This is a genomic window from Nonomuraea bangladeshensis (genome assembly GCF_039529455.1).
In the GTDB taxonomy this organism is placed as follows: Bacteria; Actinomycetota; Actinomycetes; order Streptosporangiales; family Streptosporangiaceae; genus Nonomuraea; species Nonomuraea bangladeshensis.
The window spans coordinates 142,748-165,597 of sequence record NZ_BAAAMV010000014.1; the positions used below are offsets into that span (position 1 = coordinate 142,748).

22 protein-coding genes are annotated in these 22,850 nt (G+C 72.0%); 8 read left to right on the plus strand and 14 right to left on the minus strand.

What is annotated here, in order from left to right; all coding sequences use genetic code 11:
• Nucleotides 1-14 precede the first annotated feature (14 nt).
• The 6 genes from ABD292_RS40970 to ABD292_RS40995 all read right to left on the minus strand — a co-directional run bounded on the left by ABD292_RS40970 (nt 15) and on the right by ABD292_RS40995 (nt 4,383).
• On the minus strand, nt 15-1,247 hold the full coding sequence (locus tag ABD292_RS40970; RefSeq protein WP_344217332.1) for an MFS transporter: 1,233 nt from the start codon (nt 1,245-1,247) through the stop codon (nt 15-17).
• Nucleotides 1,244-1,507, minus strand: a complete 264-nt coding sequence (locus ABD292_RS40975) for a hypothetical protein (RefSeq protein ID WP_344217334.1) — start codon at nt 1,505-1,507, stop codon at nt 1,244-1,246. The genes ABD292_RS40970 and ABD292_RS40975 overlap by 4 nt, the downstream gene beginning before the upstream one ends.
• Before the next feature lie 13 nt (nt 1,508-1,520).
• Nucleotides 1,521-2,624, minus strand: coding sequence for an NAD(P)-binding domain-containing protein (locus ABD292_RS40980; protein WP_344217336.1), 1,104 nt, complete (start codon nt 2,622-2,624; stop codon nt 1,521-1,523).
• The gene (locus ABD292_RS40985; RefSeq protein ID WP_344217338.1) at nt 2,608-2,934 is read right to left on the minus strand and encodes an FAD-dependent oxidoreductase; all 327 of its coding nucleotides are present in this window, start codon (nt 2,932-2,934) and stop codon (nt 2,608-2,610) included. The genes ABD292_RS40980 and ABD292_RS40985 overlap by 17 nt, the downstream gene beginning before the upstream one ends.
• Before the next feature lie 26 nt (nt 2,935-2,960).
• Complete coding sequence (locus tag ABD292_RS40990) at nt 2,961-3,113, minus strand: hypothetical protein (RefSeq protein WP_344217341.1); 153 nt, start codon at nt 3,111-3,113, stop codon at nt 2,961-2,963.
• 106 nt (nt 3,114-3,219) lie between these two features.
• A complete protein-coding gene (locus ABD292_RS40995; protein WP_344217343.1) occupies nt 3,220-4,383 on the minus strand; it encodes a flavin-containing monooxygenase in 1,164 nt (387 codons plus the stop codon).
• Nucleotides 4,384-4,463: 80 nt separating this feature from the next.
• Here ABD292_RS40995 and ABD292_RS41000 point away from each other — a divergent pair, with 80 nt between their 5' ends.
• Nucleotides 4,464-4,811, plus strand: coding sequence for an ArsR/SmtB family transcription factor (locus tag ABD292_RS41000; protein WP_344217345.1), 348 nt, complete (start codon nt 4,464-4,466; stop codon nt 4,809-4,811).
• A gap of 22 nt (nt 4,812-4,833) precedes the next feature.
• On the opposite strand, the gene ABD292_RS41005 is transcribed toward ABD292_RS41000, so the two are convergent.
• The gene (locus ABD292_RS41005) at nt 4,834-7,869 is read right to left on the minus strand and encodes a Tn3 family transposase (protein WP_344217347.1); all 3,036 of its coding nucleotides are present in this window, start codon (nt 7,867-7,869) and stop codon (nt 4,834-4,836) included.
• A 100-nt stretch (nt 7,870-7,969) separates the two neighbouring features.
• Nucleotides 7,970-8,464, minus strand: coding sequence for an FAD-dependent monooxygenase (locus ABD292_RS41010; RefSeq protein ID WP_344217349.1), 495 nt, complete (start codon nt 8,462-8,464; stop codon nt 7,970-7,972).
• Nucleotides 8,465-8,575: 111 nt separating this feature from the next.
• Between ABD292_RS41010 and ABD292_RS41015 the strand changes: the two genes are divergently transcribed.
• The 4 genes from ABD292_RS41015 to ABD292_RS41030 all read left to right on the plus strand — a co-directional run bounded on the left by ABD292_RS41015 (nt 8,576) and on the right by ABD292_RS41030 (nt 11,320).
• Nucleotides 8,576-8,737, plus strand: coding sequence for a hypothetical protein (locus tag ABD292_RS41015; protein WP_344217351.1), 162 nt, complete (start codon nt 8,576-8,578; stop codon nt 8,735-8,737).
• A gap of 29 nt (nt 8,738-8,766) precedes the next feature.
• On the plus strand, nt 8,767-9,711 hold the full coding sequence (gene sigJ / locus ABD292_RS41020; protein WP_344217353.1) for an RNA polymerase sigma factor SigJ: 945 nt from the start codon (nt 8,767-8,769) through the stop codon (nt 9,709-9,711).
• Nucleotides 9,712-9,804: 93 nt separating this feature from the next.
• Nucleotides 9,805-11,007, plus strand: a complete 1,203-nt coding sequence (locus ABD292_RS41025; RefSeq protein ID WP_344217355.1) for an NAD(P)/FAD-dependent oxidoreductase — start codon at nt 9,805-9,807, stop codon at nt 11,005-11,007.
• A gap of 154 nt (nt 11,008-11,161) precedes the next feature.
• On the plus strand, nt 11,162-11,320 hold the full coding sequence (locus tag ABD292_RS41030; protein WP_344217357.1) for a nuclear transport factor 2-like protein: 159 nt from the start codon (nt 11,162-11,164) through the stop codon (nt 11,318-11,320).
• Nucleotides 11,321-11,330: 10 nt separating this feature from the next.
• Here the strand turns inward: ABD292_RS41030 and ABD292_RS41035 are convergent, their stop codons facing one another.
• From ABD292_RS41035 to ABD292_RS41050, 4 genes are all read right to left on the minus strand, one after another.
• The gene (locus tag ABD292_RS41035) at nt 11,331-12,275 is read right to left on the minus strand and encodes a hypothetical protein (protein ID WP_344217359.1); all 945 of its coding nucleotides are present in this window, start codon (nt 12,273-12,275) and stop codon (nt 11,331-11,333) included.
• A 38-nt stretch (nt 12,276-12,313) separates the two neighbouring features.
• A complete protein-coding gene (locus ABD292_RS41040; RefSeq protein ID WP_344217361.1) occupies nt 12,314-13,312 on the minus strand; it encodes a zinc-dependent alcohol dehydrogenase family protein in 999 nt (332 codons plus the stop codon).
• A 131-nt stretch (nt 13,313-13,443) separates the two neighbouring features.
• Complete coding sequence (locus ABD292_RS41045) at nt 13,444-14,898, minus strand: MFS transporter (RefSeq protein ID WP_344217363.1); 1,455 nt, start codon at nt 14,896-14,898, stop codon at nt 13,444-13,446.
• A 243-nt stretch (nt 14,899-15,141) separates the two neighbouring features.
• Nucleotides 15,142-16,449 (minus strand): FAD-binding oxidoreductase, encoded by a 1,308-nt coding sequence (locus ABD292_RS41050; RefSeq protein ID WP_344217365.1) that lies wholly within the window; start codon nt 16,447-16,449, stop codon nt 15,142-15,144.
• Between the two features lie 127 nt (nt 16,450-16,576).
• On the opposite strand from ABD292_RS41050, the gene ABD292_RS41055 reads away from it, so the two are divergent.
• Together ABD292_RS41055 and ABD292_RS41060 are read left to right on the plus strand one after the other, a co-directional pair.
• Nucleotides 16,577-17,479, plus strand: coding sequence for a LysR family transcriptional regulator (locus tag ABD292_RS41055; RefSeq protein ID WP_344217367.1), 903 nt, complete (start codon nt 16,577-16,579; stop codon nt 17,477-17,479).
• Between the two features lie 93 nt (nt 17,480-17,572).
• Nucleotides 17,573-18,709, plus strand: coding sequence for an MFS transporter (locus ABD292_RS41060; RefSeq protein ID WP_344217369.1), 1,137 nt, complete (start codon nt 17,573-17,575; stop codon nt 18,707-18,709).
• A 105-nt stretch (nt 18,710-18,814) separates the two neighbouring features.
• Here ABD292_RS41060 and ABD292_RS41065 read toward each other — a convergent pair whose 3' ends face one another.
• Nucleotides 18,815-19,945, minus strand: a complete 1,131-nt coding sequence (locus ABD292_RS41065; RefSeq protein WP_344217371.1) for a coiled-coil domain-containing protein — start codon at nt 19,943-19,945, stop codon at nt 18,815-18,817.
• Between the two features lie 12 nt (nt 19,946-19,957).
• Here ABD292_RS41065 and ABD292_RS41070 point away from each other — a divergent pair, with 12 nt between their 5' ends.
• On the plus strand, nt 19,958-20,824 hold the full coding sequence (locus ABD292_RS41070) for a cytochrome P450 (RefSeq protein WP_344217373.1): 867 nt from the start codon (nt 19,958-19,960) through the stop codon (nt 20,822-20,824).
• 355 nt (nt 20,825-21,179) lie between these two features.
• Here ABD292_RS41070 and ABD292_RS41075 read toward each other — a convergent pair whose 3' ends face one another.
• The gene (locus ABD292_RS41075) at nt 21,180-22,778 is read right to left on the minus strand and encodes a glycosyl hydrolase family 28 protein (protein WP_344217375.1); all 1,599 of its coding nucleotides are present in this window, start codon (nt 22,776-22,778) and stop codon (nt 21,180-21,182) included.
• Nucleotides 22,779-22,850 lie beyond the last annotated feature (72 nt).

The following is a 22,850-nucleotide window of genomic DNA, read 5'->3' on the forward strand; positions in this document are numbered from 1 at the left end:
GACATTCGTCTAAATTATACGCGATGGTAGGCGACCAAGGACAAGGCGGCGGTGACGCAGACGGCGGCCACCGCGCTCATCACCCAGGTGTAGCCGACGGCCTGGGCCAGGGCGACCGCGCCGAGGGGAGCCAGGGCCTTGTCGGCGACGGAGAAGAGCGCGATGCGGCCCGACAAGGTGGCGTAGGCGGCGGTGCCGTACCGCTGCACGAGCAGGTGCGGCAGCGTGATGGAGCCGATGCCGAAGCCGAGCCCGAAGAGCAGGACGCAGCCGATCGCGCCCGCGACTCTCGCTCCCAGGACCGGCAGGAGCAGCGCCGCGACGCCTTGCAGCGCGTAGATCGCGGCGGCGATGAGAGCGGCGGGCAGACGGGTCTGCAGACCGGTGGTGACCAGCCGCCCGGTGACCGACAGGACGCCGAGCAGTCCGGCGAGCGTGGCGGCCAGGACCGGGTTGTGGCCGAGGTGGATGAGGTAGGTGACCAGCACGACGGCGACGACGGCGACCGCGCCGCCGCTGGCGGTGAAGGCGATCACCAGCAGCCAGAACGGACGGCGGCGCACGGCGGCCCTGACCAGGTCGGCGCGTTCCCCAGCGGCCTCGGGTGTGCGAGAGTGGGCCGGGCGGCGGCGGATCACCAGCGCGTGCAGCGGGATCGCCGCCAGGCCGTAGACCAGACCGAGGACCACGAGAGCCTGGCGCCAGCCGTAGGCGTCGACCAGCAGGCCGGTGAGCGGGATGAAGATCGAGGAGGCGAACCCGGCGACGATGGTGAGGGCCAGGATGCCTCGCGTACGGCCTCGTGCGTCGGCGCCGTACCAGGCGATGATGACGGCGAACGCGGCCTCGTACAGCACCATCGAGCAGGCGATGCCGATGGCGGCGAAGACCAGGTAGAGCTGCCACAGCGCGGTGACCTGTGACCAGGCCAGCACCGTCCCTGTGCCGAGCAGCGAACCGAGCGTCATCAGCGCGCGCCCGCCGTGGGCGTCCAGCCACCGCCCGGCGAGCGGCGCACAGACAGCGGCGATCAGCACGGACACCGTCAGCGCGGCGGCCACCTGGGCGTTGGTGGCGTGCAGGTCGCGGGCCATCGGGACGAGGAAGACCGAGAAGGCGTAGTAGAGCACGCCGTAGCCGATGGTTTGGGTGACGGCCAGCGCGGCCACGACCCGCCGGCCATGCCGGGAGCGCGGCGGACCGCCGCCCTGCTGTTGGAGGCCGGCGGTCTCGGCGGGGGAACTCATGCTGGACAGGCGATCAGCACGCGCCCCTCGGTCGTGGTCGCCCAGTCGCCCGCGAGGGTTTCGGCGATGAAGCCCTGAGCCTGCAGCCGCCAGGCGAGCGTTCCTGCCATCCGGGCGATCGCCGGGCCGTAGCCGGGGTTGGTGCTGGGCTTGCAGGCGGCGACCAGTTCGTCGGCCAGCCGGTGGGCGGGCATCGGCTCGTGGTCGCAGATGAGGCGCAGTGCTTCCTTCTGGGCGGCGGTGGGGTAGCCGTCAGACATCGGGGTGCTTCCTTCAGCCGCAGCAGCTGCCGCCGGACTCGGCCGACGCTCCGACGGTGGTGAGCGGAAGCGGGGCCGCCAGCAGGCCGCCGCTGATGCCGGTGGCCAGGCCGACGCGCTGCTCCTGGGCCTGGACCAGGTTGGAGGAGCACACGCCGGTCTCGGGCAGGTCGAGCTGCACGTCGCGGGCCGCCTGCCAGTCGTCGGCCAGCGCCGCCACGACCGAGCGGACCTGCTCATACCCGGTGGCCATCAGGAAGGTCGGGGCGCGGCCGTAGCTCTTGACCCCGACCGCGTAGTAGCCGGGCTCGGGGTGGGCGAGTTCGTCAACGCCGTGGGCGGGGACGGTGCCGCAGAAGTGCTGGTTGGGGTCGATCAGCGGGGCCAGGGCGCGGGTGGAGCCGAGCACCGGGTCCAGGTCCAGGCGCAGTTCGGAGGCGATGGAGTGGTCGGGGCGGTAGCCGGTGGCCGACACTATGCGGTCCACGGTGACGCTCTGCTCGTGGCCGGACGGGTCGCGGCTGATCACCTGGATGCCCTGGTCGGTGGCGTTGACGCGGTGGGTGAAGAAGCCGGTCAGCAACTTAATACGGCCGGATTCGACGTGGACGCGCAGCCGGGTGCCGAGCGCGCCGCGGGCCGGGAGAGCGTCGGCGTCGCCGCCGCCGTAGGTGCGGCTGGCGTCGCCGGCGCGGATCGCCCAGGTGATCGGCGTGTCCGGCAGCTCGGCCAGCGCGAGCAGGGTGGTGGCGGCCGAGTGGCCGGCGCCGACGACCAGCACGCGCTTGCCCTCGTAGCGGTCACGGTCTGCGCCGAGCACGTCGGGCAGGGCGTGGTCGACGAACACCTCGTGCTCGCCGTGGGCGGGCAGGCCGCTGGCGCCGAGCACGTTCGGGCTGGTGTAGGTGCCGGAGGCGTCGATGATCGCGCGGGCCTGTAGTTCGGTGCCGTCGGCCAGGCGGATGAGGAACGGCATCTGCTCGCGGCCTGTCGTGCGTACGCGGTCGTAGCCGAGGCGGCTGATCGCGGTGACCTTCGCGCCGAGCCGCACCTTGTCGCCGAACAGCTTGGCCAGCGGGACGAGGTAGTCGTCGATGAGTTCAGCGCCGGTCGGCAAAGTCGGAGTCCGGGGCCGTCCAGCCGTCGGCCTCCAGCAGGCGGCGGGCGGCGGCGTCGATGTTGTACCGGTACGGGCTGAACACCCGTACGTGTCCCCACTGCGCGACTGAGGAGGCGACGCGGTCGCCGGCTTCCAAGAGGAGGAAGTCGAGGCCGCGCTCGGCCAGGTGGGCGGCGGCGGCCAGCCCGACCGGACCTGCGCCGATCACGACGACGGGCAGGTCGTCCCACTGCCCTGAGGTGGCCTGCTGAGGGGCCGTGATCTGCTCGATCGCGATGGGGGTGGGGCCGCAGCAACTGTCGCTCATGACTGTTTCTCCAGGTGGCGAGAGGGTTAGCGGAAGGACGGGAACGTGGCGTAGAGGCGGGCGCGCTCGATGGCGGCATCGGCGCGGCAGTCGAGGTCGCACACCCGCGAGGTGGCCTTGTCGACGGTGAAGCCGGCCCGGTCGATGGACGGGCGGCGCCGGGTGAACAGAGCGCGCATCACGCACCCCTTTGAATAGAAGTTCATCTAAGCAGAAGTCATCATGCGTCACTGCTTAGACGGAAGTCAAATCAGCCTTGTGGCCAGAGTGAAGAGCCGAGCAGCCTCAGGAGCGCTCCCCGGCGCGCTGCGGAGCGCCACGCAGGTGACGGGCGAGCATCCCCACCACGTGCGCGGCGTCCGCGCCGACGCCGCGCAGGGTGTTGGAGGAGGGCGTGCGCTGCCACTCCAGGCCCAGATAGCCCAGGCCGGGATGGGTCAGCGACAGACCGCGGCGCTGGCGCGGGTGACCGCCGTTGTCCAGTGCGCCCAGGTCGGTGAGGTAGGGCAGGTTCGGCCGGTAGCCGGTGGCCAGCAGCACCGCATCGACGCGCTCGCGGCCGCCGTCGGGCCAGACCGCGTGATCGCCGTCGAGCCGGGTGAACATCGGCCGGCGCGTGTAGCGGCCCTCGCGCAGCGCCTGGCGGTAGCGGCCGTCATCGAGCACCGGCGAGGCGGGCGGGGCCTCGGCGCGGGCCAGCGGCAGCCGGTCGAACCCGGTCACGCGGAACCAGAAGTGCAGGTCACGTCCCAGCGGGCGCTGGGCCACGAAGTGGATCGGCTCCCGGCTGGCCAGCGTCACCCGGCGCCCGGTGGCCACGTCGGTGGCCATGTCGGTGGCCATGTCGGTGGCCAGCTCGTAGGCGACCTGGACCGCCGAGTTGCCCGCCCCCACCACGACGACGTGCCCGCCCGGCAGCGAGGCCGGGCAGCGGTAGTCGGCGACGTGCAGCACCGGGCCGGTGAAGGTGTCCAGGCCGGGCAGCGCGGGCCGGTTCGGGCGGCCGAAGGAACCGCTGGCCGCGATGACGGCAGGAGCGGTCAGCTCCTGCCCGTCGGCCAGGCGAACGAGGAAGCCGCTCGCGCCGGGCTCGCCGCCGGGATGAACGGCAGGATGGACGGCAAGATGGACGGCCTCGACGCGGGCGCCGGTGCGCAGCTCGGCGCCGCGCTCGATCAGGGTGGCGGCATACCGCTCCAGGTAGGCGACGACTTCGTCGCGGCGCGGGTAGCGCTCGGGGTCGCCGTCGAAGGCAAGGCCGGGCAGGCTGCTGTAACGGGCGGACGAGAACAGGGCGAGGCTGTCGTAGTAGCGCGGCCAGGATCCGGCGGCCCGATCGGAGGCTTCCAGCAGAAGGGGCCGTAGTCCCTGCTCCAGGGCGGCATGGGCGGCGGCCAGGCCGGACTGTCCGGCTCCGACGATCACGATGTTGTCGTTGTCGAGGGGCATGCCGCAGAACGTACCGTCATTTCATAATATGTCAATAACTTGAAACGAGGGATAGAGTGCCGGAGCAGAAGGGAGCACCCATGGCCGAACCCGCGACATCCCCAGCCGCGACAGCGGACGCGCCGACGGGCGCCACATGCGCGCCGCAGCTACCCCAGGCCGCTCAGGACTTCCTCAAGGCCCTGGCCAACCCCGGACGTCAGCAGATCATGCTGCTGTTCGCCCAGGGCGCCGAGCTGTCGGTCAACCAGGTCGCCGAACGCGCCGGCATCAGCCAGTCCGCCGCCTCCCAGCAGCTCGCCCTGCTGCGTCGCGGCGGCATCGTCACCTCCCGCCGCGACGGCAAGGAGGTGCTGTATCGAGGCGATCGTGACGGTGTCGCCCGCATCCTCGACGACCTGCAGGACTACCTGAAGTTCTGCTGCTGACCGCCCGTCGACGACGGCGAGCTCACCCGGCCGGGGCGGGCACGTCGTGGAAGGGGCGCAGCCCGGAGCCGACGTCAGCGCGGGTGAAGGCGTAGCGGCCCAGGAAGTTGATGTGCTCGTACTGGATCGGCGACAGCCGGGCGCACATCTCGTCGGTGACCGGGAAGCCTTGGGCACGCAGCCGCTGCACGGCGGCATCCAGATAGAGGCTGTTCCACCAGATGACCGCATTCAGCGCCAGGCCGAGGCTGCCGAGCTGGTCCTCCATGCCCTCGCGGTAACGCTGGCGCAACTGCCCGCGGTTGCCGAAGGCGATCTTGCGGGCGAGCCGGTGCCGGGCCTCCTGCACGTTCAGCTGCGTGCCGATCATCCTGCGGTAGCCCTCATCGTGCAGGAACTGCAGCAGGTGCAGAGTCTTGAAAATGCGGCCGTAGTGCACGAACGCCTCGCCCAGGCCGGTGGGGCGGCCCTCGGCCGACAGCATCCGGATCAGGTCGTAGGCGCGCACGGTACCCATCGTCAGCGAACCGGCCACGCGCAGCATGTCGCCCCAGTGGGCGCGGATCCGGTCCAGGCGGACGACGTGGCGGGACATGTGCTCCAGCGGCCCGTAGGTGGCGGCCGTGTTGGTCCGCCACAGCCGCATGTCGGCCAGGTCTGCGATACGCGGGGAGAACTGGTAGCCGCAGATCGCGAACAGGCCGAACACCAGGTCGGAGTAGCTGGCGGTGTCGGTGACCACCGTTTCGGGGCGGGGGCCGCCGTCGAGGTTGTGGATGGCGTCCAGGATGAACAGCGAGTCGCGCAGCGTGCCCGGCACCACCAGCCCGCCGATCCCCATCACCTGGTCATTGACCACGTTCAGCCAGGTCGCGCCGCGCTGCCGGCCGAAATAGATCGGGTTGTGCCCGGCGTGCAGACTGGCCACCGGGACCACGAAGCGCAGCCCGTCGGCCGAGGCGATGTGCCCGCTGCCCCAATGCCGGACGATGCCGATGCCGGCCTGGGCGCCGATCAGCCGGGCGTTGGCCGCCGCGATCGTCTCCGCCCGCAGATAGCCCTGGTCGACCTGCTGCAGCCGGGCCCGGGTCAGGGCGGGCACGTTCGGCTTCTCGATCGGGACCAGCCCGACGTTGCACGCCTCGGCCACGATGAGGGCGGCCAGGCTCATCGGGAAGTCGTCCATCGTCGCGTCGACGCCGGAGACGTGGGTGAAGTCTGCGGGCAGGCCGGTGCGGTCGAACACCTCCAGCAGCAGCTCGGGGAAGTCCAGCCGGGGCAACATGCCGTCGACCAGGCTGCGCAGCTCCTTCATCAGCGGCGGCTCGGCCAGCGGGCCGAGCTTCTCCAGCCGCAGCCGGCCGCCGGCGAACTGCACCGCGGTGTTGCTGCCGAGCCCGTCCAGCACGCGCACATAGGCGCCCTCCAGCGCGCTGGCGAGCTCGGCCAGGTGCCCGGCCGGCTCCAGCTCGAGTTCCAGCGAGGTCAGCAGGCGTGGCCGTGCCTGCTCCCATGCCTGGCCGTCCAGCAGCCGGGCTCGCGGATCGCTCCACCGCTCCGAGCCGTCGGCGAACACATCGCGCCGGCGCAGCGCGGTGTGCAGGTGCATGAGCGCGCACAGCACGAACGCGGCCTTGTCGACCTGCCCGTCGGGAAGATCGGGGTTGCGGTACACCAGCGGCCGCCACGACCCGGTGATCAGCTCGTCATGCGCGGCGATGTCACCGGGCGTGTAGCGGCGGCGGCTCTTGGCCATCGCCGCGGCGGCGCGGACCATGGCCAGCACCGGTGTGCCGGCCTCGACCGTGCGGAACCGGATCGTCTGCAGGAGCGGGTCGATGAAGCCCTGCACGGTGCGGTAGCGCTTGACCAGCTCGGCCCGCCACTGCGCGGCCGCGTCGTCATCGCTGACCGGCACGAACGCCGCCACCGTCTCCACCGCCGAGGCCAGCTTTTCGCGCGGCACGACCTCCTCGATCGCCTTCCACACCTCCACCAGCGACACCAGGCGTTCCTCGGTCGCTTCCGGCACCGCCATGAGCACCTCCATCGCCGAGGCCATCGTCCGCGCCGCCTTGCGCAACCGCGGGAAGGTGCGCAGCTGCTCGGCTTTGCCCGCCCGCTCCGCGCGGGCCAGCAGGTTGGAGGAGATCAGCAGATCCAGCACGTCCAGGGCGTCATCGACCGAGGCGGTCTCCAGGTGCCGCACCGTGGCCAGCAGCGTCGCGCCCTGCCGATCGGCGGCCAGATCCCGCAAGGTGGGTGCCTTGGCCGCCAGCCCGTATCGGGCCAGAGCTCCCAGCTTGACCGCCGGCACCGGATCGGTGGCCACCCCTCTGGCGCCGAGCTGGGCGATCTCGGCCACCCGGCGCAGTTCGTCGGCCAGCACCCGGCCCGAGGCCTTGGTCGGCGCCGTCCGCAACCGCTCCAGCTCTGAGCGGCGCTTGCCGTCCGGCACCTCCAGCAGCCCCACCAGCGCGGCGCGCATCTCGGCCGGCAACCGGCCTGACAGCAGCGCGTGCAGCCGCTCGTTCTCCGCCCGCCGCACCTCGCCGATCAGCCGCACCAGCACGGTCATGCCCGGCAGCAGGATGCGCTCCTTGAGCATGTGCACCCGGGCCCGGTCGAACAGCGCCCGAGGCCCCTCCGCCGAGGCCCACACCCGCGCCGCCACGTACTGGCGCACCTCGCTCTCGCACGAACCGAAGTCGCGGTAGTCCAATAACTCCCGGATCTCCCAGGCGTGCTCGTACACCGTCTGCTGCCGCTGCCCGTAGTCGGCCAAATGCGCCGGATCCAGACCGAGTTGCTCGGAGACGAACGCCACCGCCTCCGGCGGCACGGCCAGCGGGTCGTCGGTCAGGAACACCCCCAGCATGCGCACCGTGCCCCACTGCACGGCCCAGCCGAGCTTCGTGGCCGGACGCCGTTTCGAGGCCAGCGCATCCAAGGCAGCGCGGTCCAGCCGGAAGAACTGCTCCAGCTCAGCGGCGGAGGGCTCCTCAGGGAAGCGGCCATAGCGGGCGATCTGCTCATCAGAGAGAAATTCGAAGGGCATGGCCCAGGAACGTAAGCCCAGAGACCTGCCCAAACAGGCACTGTCGCCGAACCGGTACGAAGATCAACTCTCTACCGCTAATTTCTGCACTCAGCCTCCTCTAAGGCCCGTCGGCGCCGATCACCAGGTCGAAGCGCTCGGTGACGGTGGCGTCGGCGGCCGTGTCGTGCAGCGTCACCTCCGTCGCAGCGTCGTCCTGGACGATGCGGGTGGGCACGGTGGAGTAGCGGATCTCCACATCGTCCGGCAGTGCCTCGAACAATCCTCGCTCCACATCCCCGCGCAGCAGTGGCCGGGGGCCGGTGGCCATGGCGAAGGGGTTCATACCGGGACGGCGGCCTCCCGCGCGGTCTACCTCGTAGCTGGTGACGTGGGGGCCGCTGCGGTCTCCAATGGCCTCCAGCACGCCCAGGCGCCGGGCCGAGGCGATGCCGGCGCCGAACAGGACGATGAAGTATCCGCCGGAGCGGCGTGCCGGCGCTCGTTCCACCACGACGGGCTCCCACCCGACCTGCCGCAGCCGCAGCGCGGTGGCGATGCCGGCGATTCCCAGCCCGACCACCAGCGCCCGGCCGGTCTTTCCGATGTTCGTCATGTCGACTCCTCTCGGGGCTTCCCGCTCAGAGTAGCCGACCAACTGACCAGATTGGTCATTTTGGTCAGTTGAGACGATCTCCCGACAGCTCGTGCGGCTCCGGGCTGGGGCATGAGCGCGTCTCGGCGATCACCGCCCGCGAACCCGCCGCCTGGCGCGATCAGCTGGCCGCCGCCGATGGAGACCACCCGGGTGCTGGCCGACCACGCGCAGCGCGAGCACGTGGTCGGCGAACAGGTCGGCTTCCGCCGCGAGAGCGCCGCGATCGCCTGAGGGAAGACGTGACGACCTAGGATCGGGACATGTCCCTGACCGCGGCCGACGTCGACCGGTTCGAAGCCGCCAGGCCGCGCCTGGAGGCCATCGCCTACCGCCTGCTCGGCTCCGCCGTGGAGGCCGAGGACGCCGTGCAGGAGACGTTCCTGCGCTGGCAGGCCGCCGACGTCGGCCGCGTCGAGGTCCCCGAGGCCTGGCTGACGAAGGTCCTCGCCAACCTGTGCCTCAACCAGCTCGCCTCCGCGCGGGCGCGCCGCGAGACCTACGTGGGCCGGTGGCTGCCCGAGCCGCTGTTCGCCGGGGACCCGATGCTCGGCCCGGCCGACACCGCCGAGCAGCGCGAATCGGTCTCGTACGCGGTCCTCACCCTCATGGAACGCCTCTCCCCCAGCGAGCGGGCGGTGTACGTGCTGCGGGAGGCGTTCGACTACCCGCACCGGGAGATCGCCGGGATCCTCGACATCACCGAGGCCGCCAGCCAGCAGATCTTCCACCGCGCCAAGAAGCACGTCGCCGACGGCAGGGCCCGCACCGAGATCGACGAGGCCGCGACGAGGCGGATCGTCGAGGAGTTCCTGGCGGCCGCCGCCAGCGGCCGGATCGAGCCTCTCCTGCGCCTGCTCACCGAGGACGCCGTCGCGATCGGCGACGGCGGCGGGAAGATCCCGGCCCGCGTCAAGGCGTTCGAGGGCGCCGTCGCGGTCGCGACGTTCCTGCGGGGCCTGTTCAAGCCCGCCGCGGCCAAGCGGGCCCTGGTCGGCGGCTCGCCCGAGGTTCACGTCCGGACCGCCAACGGAGAGCCCGCCCTCGTGGCCGTCGTGGACGGCCGGGTCGTCGGCGTCATGTGTCTGGAGATCACCGCCGGGGGCATCGCCGCGTTCCGCAGCCAGTTCAACCCCGCCAAGCTCGAACGCGCGACCGCGCGGTGGGCGGCCGGCGACCACGGGGAGCCCGTGATCGCCGGCTTGTGACCCGGGATGTGAGGCGCTTCACACCCCGATCCTGTCAGGAAGCGGCGCGCTGCCCGGTTCAAGAGGCGAACCTCGCCGGACAGGAGCAAGGGCATGCAGCACCGCATCATCGTTCTCGGAGCCGGATACACCGGAGCCACCGCCGCGGGACGCCTCGCCAGGAGGCTCCGCCGCGAGGACGTCACCATCACCCTCGTCAACGCCGAGCCCGACTTCGTCGAACGTGTCCGCCTGCACCAGCTCGCGGCCGGTCAGGACCTCAAGCCCCGGCCGCTGCGGGCGATGTTCGCGGGCAGCGGGGTCGAGCTGCGGCTCGCGCAGGTCGCCGGCGTCGACGCCGGCCGCAGGACCGTGACCGTCGCCGACGCGGACGGCGTCGAAGAGCTCTCCTACGACACGCTCGTCTACGCCCTCGGCAGCGGCTGGGACGCCCAAGGGGTTCCCGGGGCCGCCGAGCACGCGTACGAGCTCGCCGGCCGTTCCGGAGCGCTGCGGCTGCGCGAGCGCCTGGCCCGCCTCGACGCCGGGCAGGCCGTGCTCGTCGTCGGCGGCGGCCTGACCGGCGTGGAGGCCGCGGCCGAGCTCGCCGAGGCCCGCCCCGACCTCGACGTCGCCCTCTCCGTCCGCGGCGGACTCGGCGACTGGCTCTCGCCCAAGGGCCGCGAGCACCTGCGGAAGGTGTTCGGCCGGCTCGGGGTCACCGTGCACGAGCGCGCCGACGTCACCGCCGTCGCAGCCGGCCGCGTCAGCACCGCCGACGGCCGGGACATCCCGGCCGCGGTCACCGTGTGGACCACCGGCTTCGCGGTCCACCCGATCGCGAGGGCGACCGCCCTGGAGGTCACCGGCACCGGCCAGATCGTGGTCGACGCGACCATGCGCTCGGTCTCGCACCCGGACGTGTACGCGATCGGCGACGCGGCCCTGGTGATGGGCCCCGGGAACAAGCCGCTGCGCATGTCGTGCGCCTCCGGGACGCCGACCGCCTGGCAGGCCGCCGACGCGATCGCGGCGCGCCTGACCGGAGGCAGGCTCCCGGCCACCACGATCCGCTACTTCAACCAGTGCGTCTCGCTGGGCCGCAAGGAGGGCCTGATCCAGTACGTCACCGCCGACGACCGCGCCGTGCCGGCGGTCCTGACCGGCCGGCTCGCCGCCGTCTACAAGGAGCTGATCTGCAAGAGCGCCGCCTGGGGCGTCGCCAACCCGACGCTCGGGCTGCCGAGCCGGCGCCGCCGCGTCACGCGGGCGCGGGCCGCCGCGGCCGCCGGTCCGCTCGGCGCGCGCCTCCCGTGAGTGATGATGACATCATTCTAGAGAAAAGCCTCTAATACCGGGAGTCGGCGGGACGTCCACAGCGCTCCACGTCGTCGAGAACTTCTACCGCGCCGCCCAGGCGGGCGACGCGCCGCGATCCTGGCCCTGCTGCATCCGCGATTCCGCGCTCATCGTGGTCACGGGTCACCACCGGGGCGTCGCCCGCGCCACCGGCCGCCCCCACCGGGCCGAGTTCGTCCTGTGGCGGGTCACCGACGGCCGGCTCTCCTGGCTGCACCAGTACACCGACACCGCACGCCGGCACGACGCCCTCGTTCCCGCCGCCGGCTGACCGCGCTCGATCAGGCGGGGCGCAGAAGCTCCTCGCGCCTGGCCAGCAGCCGGGCCCGCTCGGCCAGCAACTCGGCCCGGAGCGTCTCCAGGTACGCCCCGGTGTCGCGCACCCACTGCGCCAGCTTGTTCACCCCGGCCCTGGTCTTCTCGATGCGCTGATGCTTGAGCGCGTCGGTGATGATGTTGTCGAAGAAGGCGTCCACGAACCACCGCGTGTCCACCTTGGGCATCACCGGCCGGGCCGCGACGACCCCGGTGTCGGCCAGCTCGCGGGAGAAGACGTCCAGAGCCCGCTGGGCATGCCAGGCGGCCTGGTCGGCGCTGGTCAGCTTGCTGTGCTCGTAGGCGTCGGCGAGCAGGCCGCCGCCGAGCATGTCGAAGGTGGAGGCGTTCCTGGCGGAGCCGAGGAAACCCAGCACGACGTTCAGCGCGTCGAGTGCGCCCCGCCCCGCCTGGTGGGCCTCGTCGCACTCGCGCACCTCGGCGCTCGACCGGTCGAGCGCGGCGGCGAGGTCGGCCAGCTCGCGGGCGCGCGGATCGCCGCTGTCGATGAGCTGCCGCTCCTTCTCGGCCAACAGCCGGGCGTACTCCCCGGGCGCGGAGGCGAGCACGGCCAGCTCGGCGTCGGTCGCCGCCGCGTCGGCTTCGAGATCCGCGAGCCGGGCCCGGTGACCGTCGACCCGCTCCCTGGCCACGGCCGCCTCGGCGCGCTCGCGCTCCAGCCGCTCCTCGCGGTTGCCCAGCACCCGGGCCAGCACGGCGGACAGCCCGCCTTCAAGGCGGGCGACGTCACGCTCCTCCTCGGCCAGCTTGGACTCCAGGTCCTCCAGGGTGGCGCGGACGTCCGCGATCTGCTGTGCGGTGGTCTCGCGCAGGCGCCGGACGTGCTCGGCGCGGTGCATCCTCGCGGCCGCCTCGCGCAGCCGTTCGTCGAGTTCGGATGGGAGGGTCACACCATGACGACGAACGGGCCGCACCGGGCGTTCCTGCGTCAGTGGTCCACGGTGACGACGATCTTGCCGAACTGGTTGCCGGACTCCATGTGCCGATGCGCCTGCACGATCTCCTCCAGCGGGAACACCCGGTCCACCACCGGCCGGAACGCCCCGCTCCGCAGCCCCGAGGCGACGAACGCGGCGGCCCGGCGCAGCCGCACCGGGTCCTTGGCGATCTCCAGCATTGTGTACGTCCGCATGTTCAGGGCGGGCATGCCCAGGTCGAACCCGGGATACGGGGTCGGCTCACCGCTGAGCGCGCCCCACAGGAACAACGTCCCGTCGGCGGCCACCGCCCTGGCCAGGTCGACCACGCCCGGACCTGCGACGGCGTCGAAGACGTACCGGGCGCCCTGGCCGCCGGTCAGCTCCAGCACGCGTCCGGTCACGTCCTCCTCGTCCGAGACGATGACCTCCGCCGCGCCCTCGTCGAGCAACTGCCGGGCCTTGGCGCGGGTACGGGTGACCGCCACCGGCACGGCGCCCAGGCGGTCGGCGGTGTGGATCGCGGCCAGGCCGACGCTGCTGGAGGCCGCGTTCACCACGGCCACGTCCCCCGCCCTCATGCGGCCGATCTCCACCATCGCGCCGTAGGCGGTCAGGTACGGCATCCACACGGCCGCGCCGGAGACGGCGTCCACCTGCTCGGGGCGGTGCAGCAGCGCGGTGGCCGGCACGATCGCCCGCTCGGCGTAGACGCCGTAGTCGTTCTGGGAGAAGTTCGGCACGACGCTGACCGGCTGTCCCGGCTCGAAGCCGGTCACGCCAGGGCCGACCGCCTCGATCGTGCCGGCGGCCTCGGAGCCGAGCCTGGCGGGCAGCTGCTTGACCGGCTCGATGTAGTGACCGCTCCTGAACAGGGCCTCGGCCCTGTTGACGCCGATCGCCTCCACCCGGACGCGCGCCTCACCCGGTCCGGGCTCGCCCGGGTCCCGGTCCTCCAACCTCATCACCTCGGGCCCGCCGAGCTCGTGGAACAGCACCGTCCTGGCCATGTGAACCCCTCCATAAAAGTACGAAGACCGTCAAACTTCGACCGTCATCGTACTACGCGGCGCCGGCAGCGGACGAGCCCGATCACAACGTCAGATCCGGGTGCTCCGGCCCCGGAGCACCCGGACACCCGTCAGCCGGCGGGGCGCAGGTCGGCGGCGTCCGGGTCGGACGCCGCGGCGGCCTTGGCGCGCTGGCCGGGGAGCCTGAACGCGGCCAGGACGGCCGTCAGCATGATCGCGCCCAGCACGTAGACGGCGACCCGCATGCCTTCGGCGGAGGCGGCGCGCAGCACCTCGCCGGACAGCCCTGCGATGTCGCGGTTGGCGACGGCCACGAGAACGGCCAGACCGGCGGCGGTTCCCACCTGCAGCGCGGTGGAGGCCACCCCCGAGGCCAGACCCTGCTCGTCCGCGGGGACGCCGGTGCCGGCGGCGATCCACATGGCCTCATAGGTGATGCCCATGCCCAGACCGATGACGACGACCCCGGCCAGGACGGTGAGGACGGAGCCGTCCTCGTACATGCCGGGAGCCAGCAGCGCGGCGCCGACCGCGTTGAGCACGATGCCGGCGACCAGCGTGCTGCGGGTGCCGAAACGATGGTTCAGCCGCTCGCTGAGGAAGTTGCCGGCGGTGATCGACAGGGTCGGGCCGAGGAACGCCAGCCCGGTCTCCAGGGCACTCAGGCCGAGGACGTCCTGGAAATACAGGGTCAGGAAGTACGGCACGGACTGCGTCGTCAGCCCGAAGATGAGAATGACCATGATCGCTCCGCTGAGCGCGCGGTTGCGGAACAGCCGCAGCGGCATCAGCGGCGCCCGGCCACGGGCCTGGAGGAGCAGGAACGCCGCCAGCAGGACCACCGCCAGAACGGCCGCCGCGATCACCTCGGTCCGCGCCCAGCCCGCCTCGGAGCCGTGCGCGACCGCGAAGATCAACAACGTGACGCCCCCGGTGCCGGTCAGCGCTCCGGGCACGTCCACGCTCCCCTTGGTGGCCCGGCCGTCGGCGGGCAGCAGGGCGAAAGCGGCCGCGGCACCGGCGACGGCCAGCGGGACGTTCACGTAGAACACCGCCTGCCAGCCCAGCGCCTGGGTGAGCACCCCGCCGGCCAGCGCGCCCGCGGTGAGCCCGCCGGCGCCCGCCATGGCCCAGACCGTCAGCGCCCGGTTGCGCTCTCTGCCCTCGGCGAAGGCGGTGTTGACCAGGGCCAGCACCGCGGGGAACAGGATCGCGCCGGCGAGGCCCTGCAGGGCGCGCGCGGCCAGCAGCATCGCCGGCGCGGTCGCCAGGCCGCCCAGCAGGGACGCCACGCCGTACAGGGTCATGCCGAGCACGAACATGCGCCGGCGTCCCACCAGGTCGGACAGCCGGCCGCCGACCAGCAGGAAGCCTCCGTACAGGACGGCGTACATGGTGACCACCCATTGCAGGGTGTGCGGCGTGAAGCCGACCTCGGCCGCGATGTCCGGCAGGGCCACGAAGATGATGGTGAAGTCAAGACTGATGATCAGGTGCCCGAGCGCGAGAAGCGCGAGGCTCCACCCCGGCCGGCGGCTGCGGGCCGGGGAGTGATCGATGGACATGGGTGTGCCTTTCGTCCGTGAGGGTTCGGTGACCTGTCATGGCTGCACCGGGACCGGCGGACATTTGTTGGCACACCCCTTCAACGCGCTGGGATGGGCGGCGCCCGGGCTCGGCCCGTCCGGTCCGAACATCGCCCCTCCCCCCTATGTCGTCGTGTGCGGTACGACTATGGCGTCCGCCACGGCCCACGGCATCGGACGTCGGTCGGGCATGATCCGGGACCTTGGACCTAGGACCCGCGTTCAGCCGGGGATGGGGAAGTTGCCGCGGATCGTGTCGTGGGGGTCGTGGCGGCGTTTGACGTCGCGCAGCCGGTTCAGCGTCGCGGGGGTGAAGGCGTCGGCCACGCTCTCTCCGGGCCTGAGGAAGGTGAAGGGCTTGCGGCCGCTCACCGGCAGGGCCTCGGCGAGCTCGCGCTGCCTGACGGTGACGGCCTCGGCCGTGGCCGGGTCGGCCGGCACGCCGAACAGGTAGAGCGCGTACGGTTCGAGCAGCGGTCCGTGCGGGCTGTCGGACGGGCGGGCGAACGCGCCGCCGAGGTGGCGCACCTGCGCCATCATCAGCGGGGCGACGGGGTCGGCCAGCAGGGTCTTGGCCGTGGTGTCGTCCAGGTCGGTGAGCAGCTCGGCGCGCGAGGAGCCGGCGCCGGGGTCGGTGGGCTCGCCGGTGATGGTGCCGAGTTCGGCGGCGGTCATGGGGCGCCTGCCGTCGGCGAGGGGATGCGGGAGGCGCTCCAGCGGGCTCAGCAGGTCCCGGGCTTCCGCGGCGCCGCCGAGGTAGGTGGCGTCCACCGCGATCATGGGGTCGGAGCCGGGGAAGTGCAGCAGCTCCAGCCAGAGGGACAGCTCGTCGGGGGCCGTGGCGGTGATCTGCCGGAAGGCGTCCATCACGTCCGGGGCGTGCGCCGCCGCCCACAGCACCCGGCCGCCGTACAACTGGGGCGCGCGGTGAAGGGACAGCTCCAGGGCGGTGACGACGGCGAAGGAGCCGCCGCCGCCCCGCATCGCCCAGAACAGGTCGGCATCGGTGCCGGCGGTGACGCGCCGCTGCCGCCCGTCGGCGTCGACCACGTCGAACGCCGTGACGCTGTCGGCGACCCAGCCGTGCTTACGGCCGAACCAGCTCAGCCCGCCCCCGAGAGCGACGCCCGCGACGCTGACGACGGGGGAACTGCCCGGAAGACCGGTCAGCCCGTACGGGGCCGCGGCGGCCTGGAGGCTGCCCGACGCCACACCCGCGCCGACGCGGGCCCGGCGGCCGGCCGGGTCGATCTCCAGGGTGTCCAGCCGCCGGGTCCGCAGCAGGATCGCGCCCTCCGGCTCCCCGGTGGCGCCATGCCCGTTGGGCTGGGCCGAGACGGCCAGGCCGCGCGCGCGGGCGAAGCCGACCACGGCCGCGACGTCGGCCGCGTCCGCCACCTCGACGACGGCGGGCACGCGCTGTTCGACGGCCAGGTTCCAGGGACGCCGGGCCTGGTCGAAGCCGTCGTCACCGGGCAGCAGGACCCGTCCCCGGACGAGGGAGCGCAGGTCGTTCAAGTCGTTGCTCATCGTTCTTCCTCATTCGTGCAGGTCGGAGGACATGCGAGTGGTCCCACTCTCGGGCGGGACGAGGAGCTGATCAATCCGTACCTGTGGAAGGATCGTGAAGCTGGGCTTAACGACGAGGAGGACGGCCATGCTGGAGCGGCACGAGCTGGAGGCGTTCCTCACCCTCGCCGAGGAGCTGCACTTCGGCCGCACCGCCGAGCGCCTGCACGTGTCCACCGCCCGGATCAGCCAGACGATCGCCAAGCTGGAGCGCCGCATCGGGGTCCCGCTGTTCAACCGGAGCAGCCGCCGCGTGGAGCTGACCGCCGTGGGACGGCAGCTGTACGGGGAGATCCGGCCCGCCTGGCACCAGATCATCGCCGCGTACGAGCGGGCGATCGACACCGGGCGCGGCCTCACCGGCACGCTCCGGGTCGCCTTCGTCGGCGCGGCGGGCGGGCACCTGCTCGTCGGGGCCGCCGAGCTGTTCCGCCGCCGCCAGCCCGACTGCGACGTACAGGTGCGTGAAGCGCAGATGGTCGACCTCATGCCCTGGCTGCGCGCCGGCGAGGTCGACCTCGCGCTGGGCACCTTCCCGGTCGACGAACCCGACATCGTCACCGGGCCGGTCCTGGTGTCAGAAGCACGGATGCTGGCCGTGCCCGCGCGGCATCCGTTCGCCCGCCGTCAGAGGATCTCCATGGAGGATCTGGCCAGGGTGAAGCTCCTTCAACTGCCCGACTCGCTGCCCGGCTCCCTGCGGGAGGACCGCACCCCGCCCGCCACCCCGCAGGGGAGACCGATCGAGCCCGGCCCGTCGGCCTCGACGTTCAACGAGATGCTCACCCTCATCGGCGCCGGCCTCGGCGCCTTCCCCGTCGGCGCGCAGGCCAGGCGCTACTACACCCGCCCCGACGTCGCCTACGTCCCCATCAGCGACGCCCCGCCGCTGCGATGGGGTCTGCTGTGGCGGGCAGAAAGCGCCACAGCCCGGGTACGCGCCTTCGCCGAGGCGGCCCACGACCTGCTCACGGCCCCGGGGGCTTGTTGACCTGTCGTGGCCGATAACCCATTGCGGTGGGACCGGCGGGATTGGTGGGGTGTCCGCATGGACGGTGGGACGGCTCGATGGCGTGGGCCAGCGGTGCTCGCGGCTCTGATGCTGGCCGCCTTCACCTTCAACACCGCGGAGAACCTGCCGGTCGGCCTGCTGGAGCTCATCTCCGCCGACCTGCGGGTGTCCCTGTCGGCGGCCGGCCTGCTGGTCACCGGTTACGGCGTGACGGTGGCCGTCGCGTCGGTGCCGATCGCCCACGCCGTGCGGGCCGTGCCCCGGCGCCACGTGCTCACGGGGCTGCTGGCCGCGCTCGTGGTGTCCAGCCTCGTCGCGGCGCTGGCCACCTCCTACTGGCAGCTCCTCGGAGCGCGGCTGCTGACCGCGCTCGCCCAGGCGCTGTTCTGGGCCGTCATGGGGCCGGTCGCGGTGGGGCTGTTCGCGCCCGAGGTCCGGGGACGGGTGGTCGGGGCGCTGTCCGTCGCCGGCTCGCTCGCCCTCGTGCTGGGTGTCCCCGCGGGGACCTGGCTGGGGCAGCAGAGCCACTGGCAGGCGCCCGTCGCCCTGCTGGCGGCGCTGGGGTTCGTCTCGCTGGTGACGATCGCCGTGCTGCTGCCGACGTCGCGCCCGGAGGAGGAGCCTGCCGCCTACGCGACCGGCCCCGACGTACGGCGGTTCTGGACGGTGCTGGCGACCGGAGCCCTGTCCGCGGCCGGGGCGTTCACGGGATACACCTACATCGTGACGTTCCTGGGCGAGGTGGGCGGGTTCTCCCCTGGCACGGTCAGCGTCCTGTTCGTGGGGTTCGGGGTCGCGTGCCTGGCCGGGGTGGGCGTCACGGGGGCGTTCCTGGACCGTTTTCCGCAGTCCGCGCTGGCCGCCGCCGTAGCCACGCAGGCGGCGGGCATGCTCGGCCTGTACGCGCTCGGCGCTCACCAGGCGGCGGCGGTGGTGTGCCTGATGCTGATGGGCGGCGCGCTCGGGCCGGTGTTCATGGCCACGCAGAACGCGATGCTGCACTGCGCGCCCGGCCGTACGGACATCGCCCTGGCGGCGAACTCCGGCGCCTACAACGCCGGCATCGCGGGTGGCGCCGCGCTCGGGGCACTGGTCCTGCCGCTCGCCGGGGCACGGGGCACCTTCCTCGCTGGTGGGCTGCTGACCGCAGGGTCCTGTGTGGTCCTCCTCGGTGGGCGGCTGCTGGGCGGGCACCGGCATCGGCTTTAACCGAGGGTGCCCGCAGTTCTCCGTGATTGTGGTGGCCGCTCGGGTCGGCTTGCCGCCTTCGGGGGCGATGAGCTGCCGGCCACGACGCCGCGTCGTGAAACCCCGCTAGGCATGCTCGGACGGCGGCGCGTCGCCTGCCACCGGCTCGTCTGCCACCGGCTCGTCTGCCACCGACCGCTCTGTCACCGACCGCTCTGTCACTGACGCGGTGGAACTGGGCGCCCAATCCGACGACGGTTCTGCCGGTGCTGCTGCGGTCCCGTCCGTGCTGTCGGGCGCAGGGTCGGCGTGACCTGGAGGGTCGGCGTGGGCGGGCGGGGGTGCGGTGTCCCGCGCGCGCAGCAGGGCCTGCGCCACGGCGGCGGCGGTGACCGCCTCCTCGCGCTGCTGCCGGGCCGTCTTCAGCGTGCTGGTGACGTCGGCGAGCTCGGCCCGCAGCCGGTCGGCCTCGGCGGTCGCCGCGGTCGCGGCCTGCTCGGCGGCGGCGCGGCCCTGCTCGGCCACGGCCGCCGAGGTGACCGCCTGCTCACGCCGCCGCTGTTCGGCGGCCAGTTCCCGAAGGAGCCGCTCGGCCTGTTGAGCGTGGGCCGTGGCGGTGCCGCGGGCCTGGTCGCGTTCACGCTCGACCTCGCGCGTACGTTCCTCCTGCTGCCGGGCCTGCTGGCGCAGGCCGTCCAGCTCGCTTCGCCGGTCGGCCGTCTCCCGCTCGAGTTCGGCGATCCGGGCGAGCGCCGCGGTGTGGAGGTCGGTGAGCTCGGCGGCCCGCTGCCGGGCGGCGTCGCGATCCTGTTCGGCCTGACGCTGCCGGTCGGCGGCCTCGGCGGCGGCTTGCTCCGCCCGGGTGCGGGCGGCCTGGTGCTCGCCGACCTGCCGCCAGGCGTCCTGCTCACGTTCTTCGGCGCGATCGCGGGCGTTCTCCGCCTGAGTCCGAGCCTGTTCGGCGGCGGCGATCCGGTCGGTGGCGGTGTTCATCGCCTCCGTGGCGCGTTGCCCGGCCGCCGCCGCGGCGGCCCGCGCCTCCTCCGCGGCCTGTTCGGCGGCCTCGACCTGGGCCAGCGCGCCGCTGCTCAGCTCGGCCAGCTGCGCGCGCAGGGCGTCTTGGGCGGACTGCCGCTGCTCCCCCACGGCCAGCAGCGGCCCGAGCAGATCCTGCGTCCGTAGCAGCGCGTTGGCCACGGGCGCGGCGTGCGCGGTGGTCCGGGCGCGGTAGGCCAGCCGCGCCTTCACCCCCCGCACATGATCGAGCACATGCGTCACAGGATCGCCGAGATCACCAACGAGCTGATCGGCGACCTGAAGGACGAGGACGACCTGGTCGCCGCATTGGCCTACCCGCTCCCGGTCCGGGTGATCAGCGAGATTCTCGGCGTGCCGCCACTGGCCCGCGAGCGCTTCGGCGCCTGGAGCCAAGCCCTCGCCCGCGGCCTTGACGCGGAGCTCACGGGTTCCGAGCAGGCGCTGGCCGAGCGAGACCGCGCCCGCGAGGCGTTCCGCGGCTACTTCACGGAACTGCTGGCGGAGCGCCGTGAGCGGCCGGCCGGAGACATGCTGAGCACCCTCGTCCAGTTGGACGAGCTGACCACCGACGAACTCCTCACCACCTCGAGCGACCTGCTCGTGGCGGGACATGAGACCACCGTGAGTCTGATCGGCAACGGCGTGCTGGCGCTGGCCCGCGCGGGGCAAAGCGGCTATCTCGCCCGGCATCCCGAGCGCGCTCCCGCCGTGGTGGAGGAGATCCTGCGCTACGACCCGCCGATCCAGCTGATCCCGCGGGTCGCCCTCGAGGACGTGGAACTGCACGGCCAGGTCCTGCGCGCGGGCGAGCCCGTCCTCGCGCTGGTCGGCTCAGCGAACCGCGACCCCGAGGTGTTCGACGATCCGGACCGTCTCGACCTGACCCGCGAGCCAGGCCGCCACCTCAGCTTCGGGCTCGGCGTGCACTACTGCCTGGGCGCCCCGCTGGCCCGCATGGAGGCCGCGATCGCGCTGACCACCCTGTCCGCGGCGGCCCCTGACCTTGCGCTGGCCGACCCCGTACCGCCGTACAGGGAGAACCTGTTCCTGCGAGGACTGGCCTCGCTCCCGGTACGGCGCCACGGGCGGGCGGCCTGACGACCTATCCGGACACCGCCGTCATCGCGACGCCGACCGGGTTCCGGCAAGAGGTGATCGTACGGCAGCGGCCGGTGAGCCGCAGGAAGGGCGCGTCGGCAAGGTGACGCCCTCGGTCGAGAAGAGCGCGGCGGGCCAGGTGCTCGTCCACCGGCCCGACGCGACCTTCACCAACAACTCCGCCTACCGGAACGGCTACGCCAACGTCAGCAGCACAATCAGCGTGACGTTCTCCTCAGGAACCGACAGCCGAGGCGCGACGTGCCCGGCCGACTGCCTCGCTCACAACCGTGGACACCCGCGTAACGCGAGGGTTACTGCGTGGTGGTCGCGGTCGCCGGTGCCGGGGATCACGTCAGCCTGTGATGGTCACGGGGCCGTAGTCGGAGAGGTTGGTGATGTTCATCTGGCTGAGTGACGTGGCCGAGGTCGAACTGCCGGGCATGTACACCCGGTCCAGCGTGACACCGGTGATGGGAGCACCGGGCTGGCCGTTGATCCGGCCCGGTGTCGTGCCGGCGTTCCGGATCCGCGCGTTGGTCACGGTGACTTCGCTGACTGGGCCGACGCCGTGGGTGTTGCCGGTCCACAGGGCGAGCCAGGTGCGGTTGCCGTCGTTGCTGTAGCTCAGCCGTTCCACGTCGACGTCCTCGAAACGTATCTGGGAGGCCGCGCCCGAGCCGTACTTGTGGTGGACGCCCATGCCGACGGCGGCGTCGTAGACGACCGCACGGCGGAACGTCACGCTCTCCTGGTTCTGGAAGACGCCCTGGCCGACCTTGAGCCCGTAGCAGAACGTCCACGACAGGAGGTCTTCGAAGGTCACCCTGGAGAGCGGCCTGGGGTCGCCGGGCACATTGCGGAACAGATCCACGGTGTTGTCCCAGGTCTTGGTGCTGAAAGGATCGTCATGGCCGATGCCGACCGCGTTGCTGACGATCACGTCCGACGACTCCATGACGTCGATACCGTCATTCTCGCCCATGCCGAAGCGGTTGAAGATCTTCAGGTTGCGGAAGGTCATGTTCGACGAGCGAGTCGGCATGATGGCCCAGCTGCTCGACTCGCGGAAGGTGACCCCGTCCACGGTGAACCCGTTGGTGTAGATGGGCGTGAGCAGGTTGACGCCAAGATTGCCGGGCTGCAGCGACGCCGCCCCGTTGCCGTCGATGACTCCACGCCCGTAGATCGAGATGTTGTTTGACGAGTAGCGGGTCGATATGAACCAGGTGACGTCGCGGTTCTGGGAATCCTTGTGCCAGTGCGCGGTGTAGTTGGCCCGCTCGCCGGTGTAGCGCAGCACGGCGCCTTGCTCCAGGTAGAGCGCAAGGTCGCTGCGCAGGTACAGGTTGCCGACCGTGTAGACGCCGGGCGGCACGTAGACGATGCCCTGCCGGCCGTTGGCCGAACCCCACGCGGCGGCGTCGTTCAGCGCCTGCTGGAACGCGGTGGTGACGTAGCCGCTGCCCGGCTGCACGGAGTACGGGGCGTTGCGGACGTTGAAGATCCCCGTTCCGCTGGACGGGGGTCGATCATTCTCCCCCGGGTCGATCGCTATGACGAGGTCGGGCCGGCCATCGACCTTGACGATCAAGTAGGCGTTGTCGTGCACCGTGAAGGTGAGGGTGGGACCGCTGACGGTGCCGACGATACCGAGCTTCTGCGGGCTGATGCTGTACGCGCCGATGTTCGTGTTGTTGATCTTCGTGACCGCCAGGGTGGCGTCGCCGTCGCCCATGGCGAACTGTGCGACGTCGTAGCCTTGGTAACCGTTGTAGCCGGCGTGCTTCTGCACCGGCACGTTGCGGCCGTTGACGGTCAGCCGGTAGTCGGTCGACAAGGGGTAGATCGACTGCACCGGGTAGATGGACGTGTCGGCGACCGCGGCTACGGCAGTCTGTGGTGTGACGACGACAGCCACCATGCCGACGAGGACGGACGCGGCCGCGAGCACGCGGGAGACGAGAGACGGCCAGGGACGGTGGTGGGGTCCAAGGTTCATGTGAGACTCATTCCTAGTGACGCG

Coding starts and splice junctions, on each gene's coding strand:
- ABD292_RS40970 (WP_344217332.1), bottom strand. CDS start 1,247: ATGAGTTCCCCCGCCGAGACCGCCGGCCTCCAACAGCAGGGCGGCGGT.
- ABD292_RS40975 (WP_344217334.1), bottom strand. CDS start 1,507: ATGTCTGACGGCTACCCCACCGCCGCCCAGAAGGAAGCACTGCGCCTC.
- ABD292_RS40985 (WP_344217338.1), bottom strand. CDS start 2,934: ATGAGCGACAGTTGCTGCGGCCCCACCCCCATCGCGATCGAGCAGATC.
- ABD292_RS40990 (WP_344217341.1), bottom strand. CDS start 3,113: ATGCGCGCTCTGTTCACCCGGCGCCGCCCGTCCATCGACCGGGCCGGC.
- ABD292_RS40995 (WP_344217343.1), bottom strand. CDS start 4,383: ATGCCCCTCGACAACGACAACATCGTGATCGTCGGAGCCGGACAGTCC.
- ABD292_RS41000 (WP_344217345.1), top strand. CDS start 4,464: ATGGCCGAACCCGCGACATCCCCAGCCGCGACAGCGGACGCGCCGACG.
- ABD292_RS41005 (WP_344217347.1), bottom strand. CDS start 7,869: ATGCCCTTCGAATTTCTCTCTGATGAGCAGATCGCCCGCTATGGCCGC.
- ABD292_RS41010 (WP_344217349.1), bottom strand. CDS start 8,464: ATGACGAACATCGGAAAGACCGGCCGGGCGCTGGTGGTCGGGCTGGGA.
- ABD292_RS41015 (WP_344217351.1), top strand. CDS start 8,576: ATGAGCGCGTCTCGGCGATCACCGCCCGCGAACCCGCCGCCTGGCGCG.
- sigJ (WP_344217353.1), top strand. CDS start 8,767: ATGTCCCTGACCGCGGCCGACGTCGACCGGTTCGAAGCCGCCAGGCCG.
- ABD292_RS41025 (WP_344217355.1), top strand. CDS start 9,805: ATGCAGCACCGCATCATCGTTCTCGGAGCCGGATACACCGGAGCCACC.
- ABD292_RS41040 (WP_344217361.1), bottom strand. CDS start 13,312: ATGGCCAGGACGGTGCTGTTCCACGAGCTCGGCGGGCCCGAGGTGATG.
- ABD292_RS41045 (WP_344217363.1), bottom strand. CDS start 14,898: ATGTCCATCGATCACTCCCCGGCCCGCAGCCGCCGGCCGGGGTGGAGC.
- ABD292_RS41050 (WP_344217365.1), bottom strand. CDS start 16,449: ATGAGCAACGACTTGAACGACCTGCGCTCCCTCGTCCGGGGACGGGTC.
- ABD292_RS41055 (WP_344217367.1), top strand. CDS start 16,577: ATGCTGGAGCGGCACGAGCTGGAGGCGTTCCTCACCCTCGCCGAGGAG.
- ABD292_RS41070 (WP_344217373.1), top strand. CDS start 19,958: ATGCGTCACAGGATCGCCGAGATCACCAACGAGCTGATCGGCGACCTG.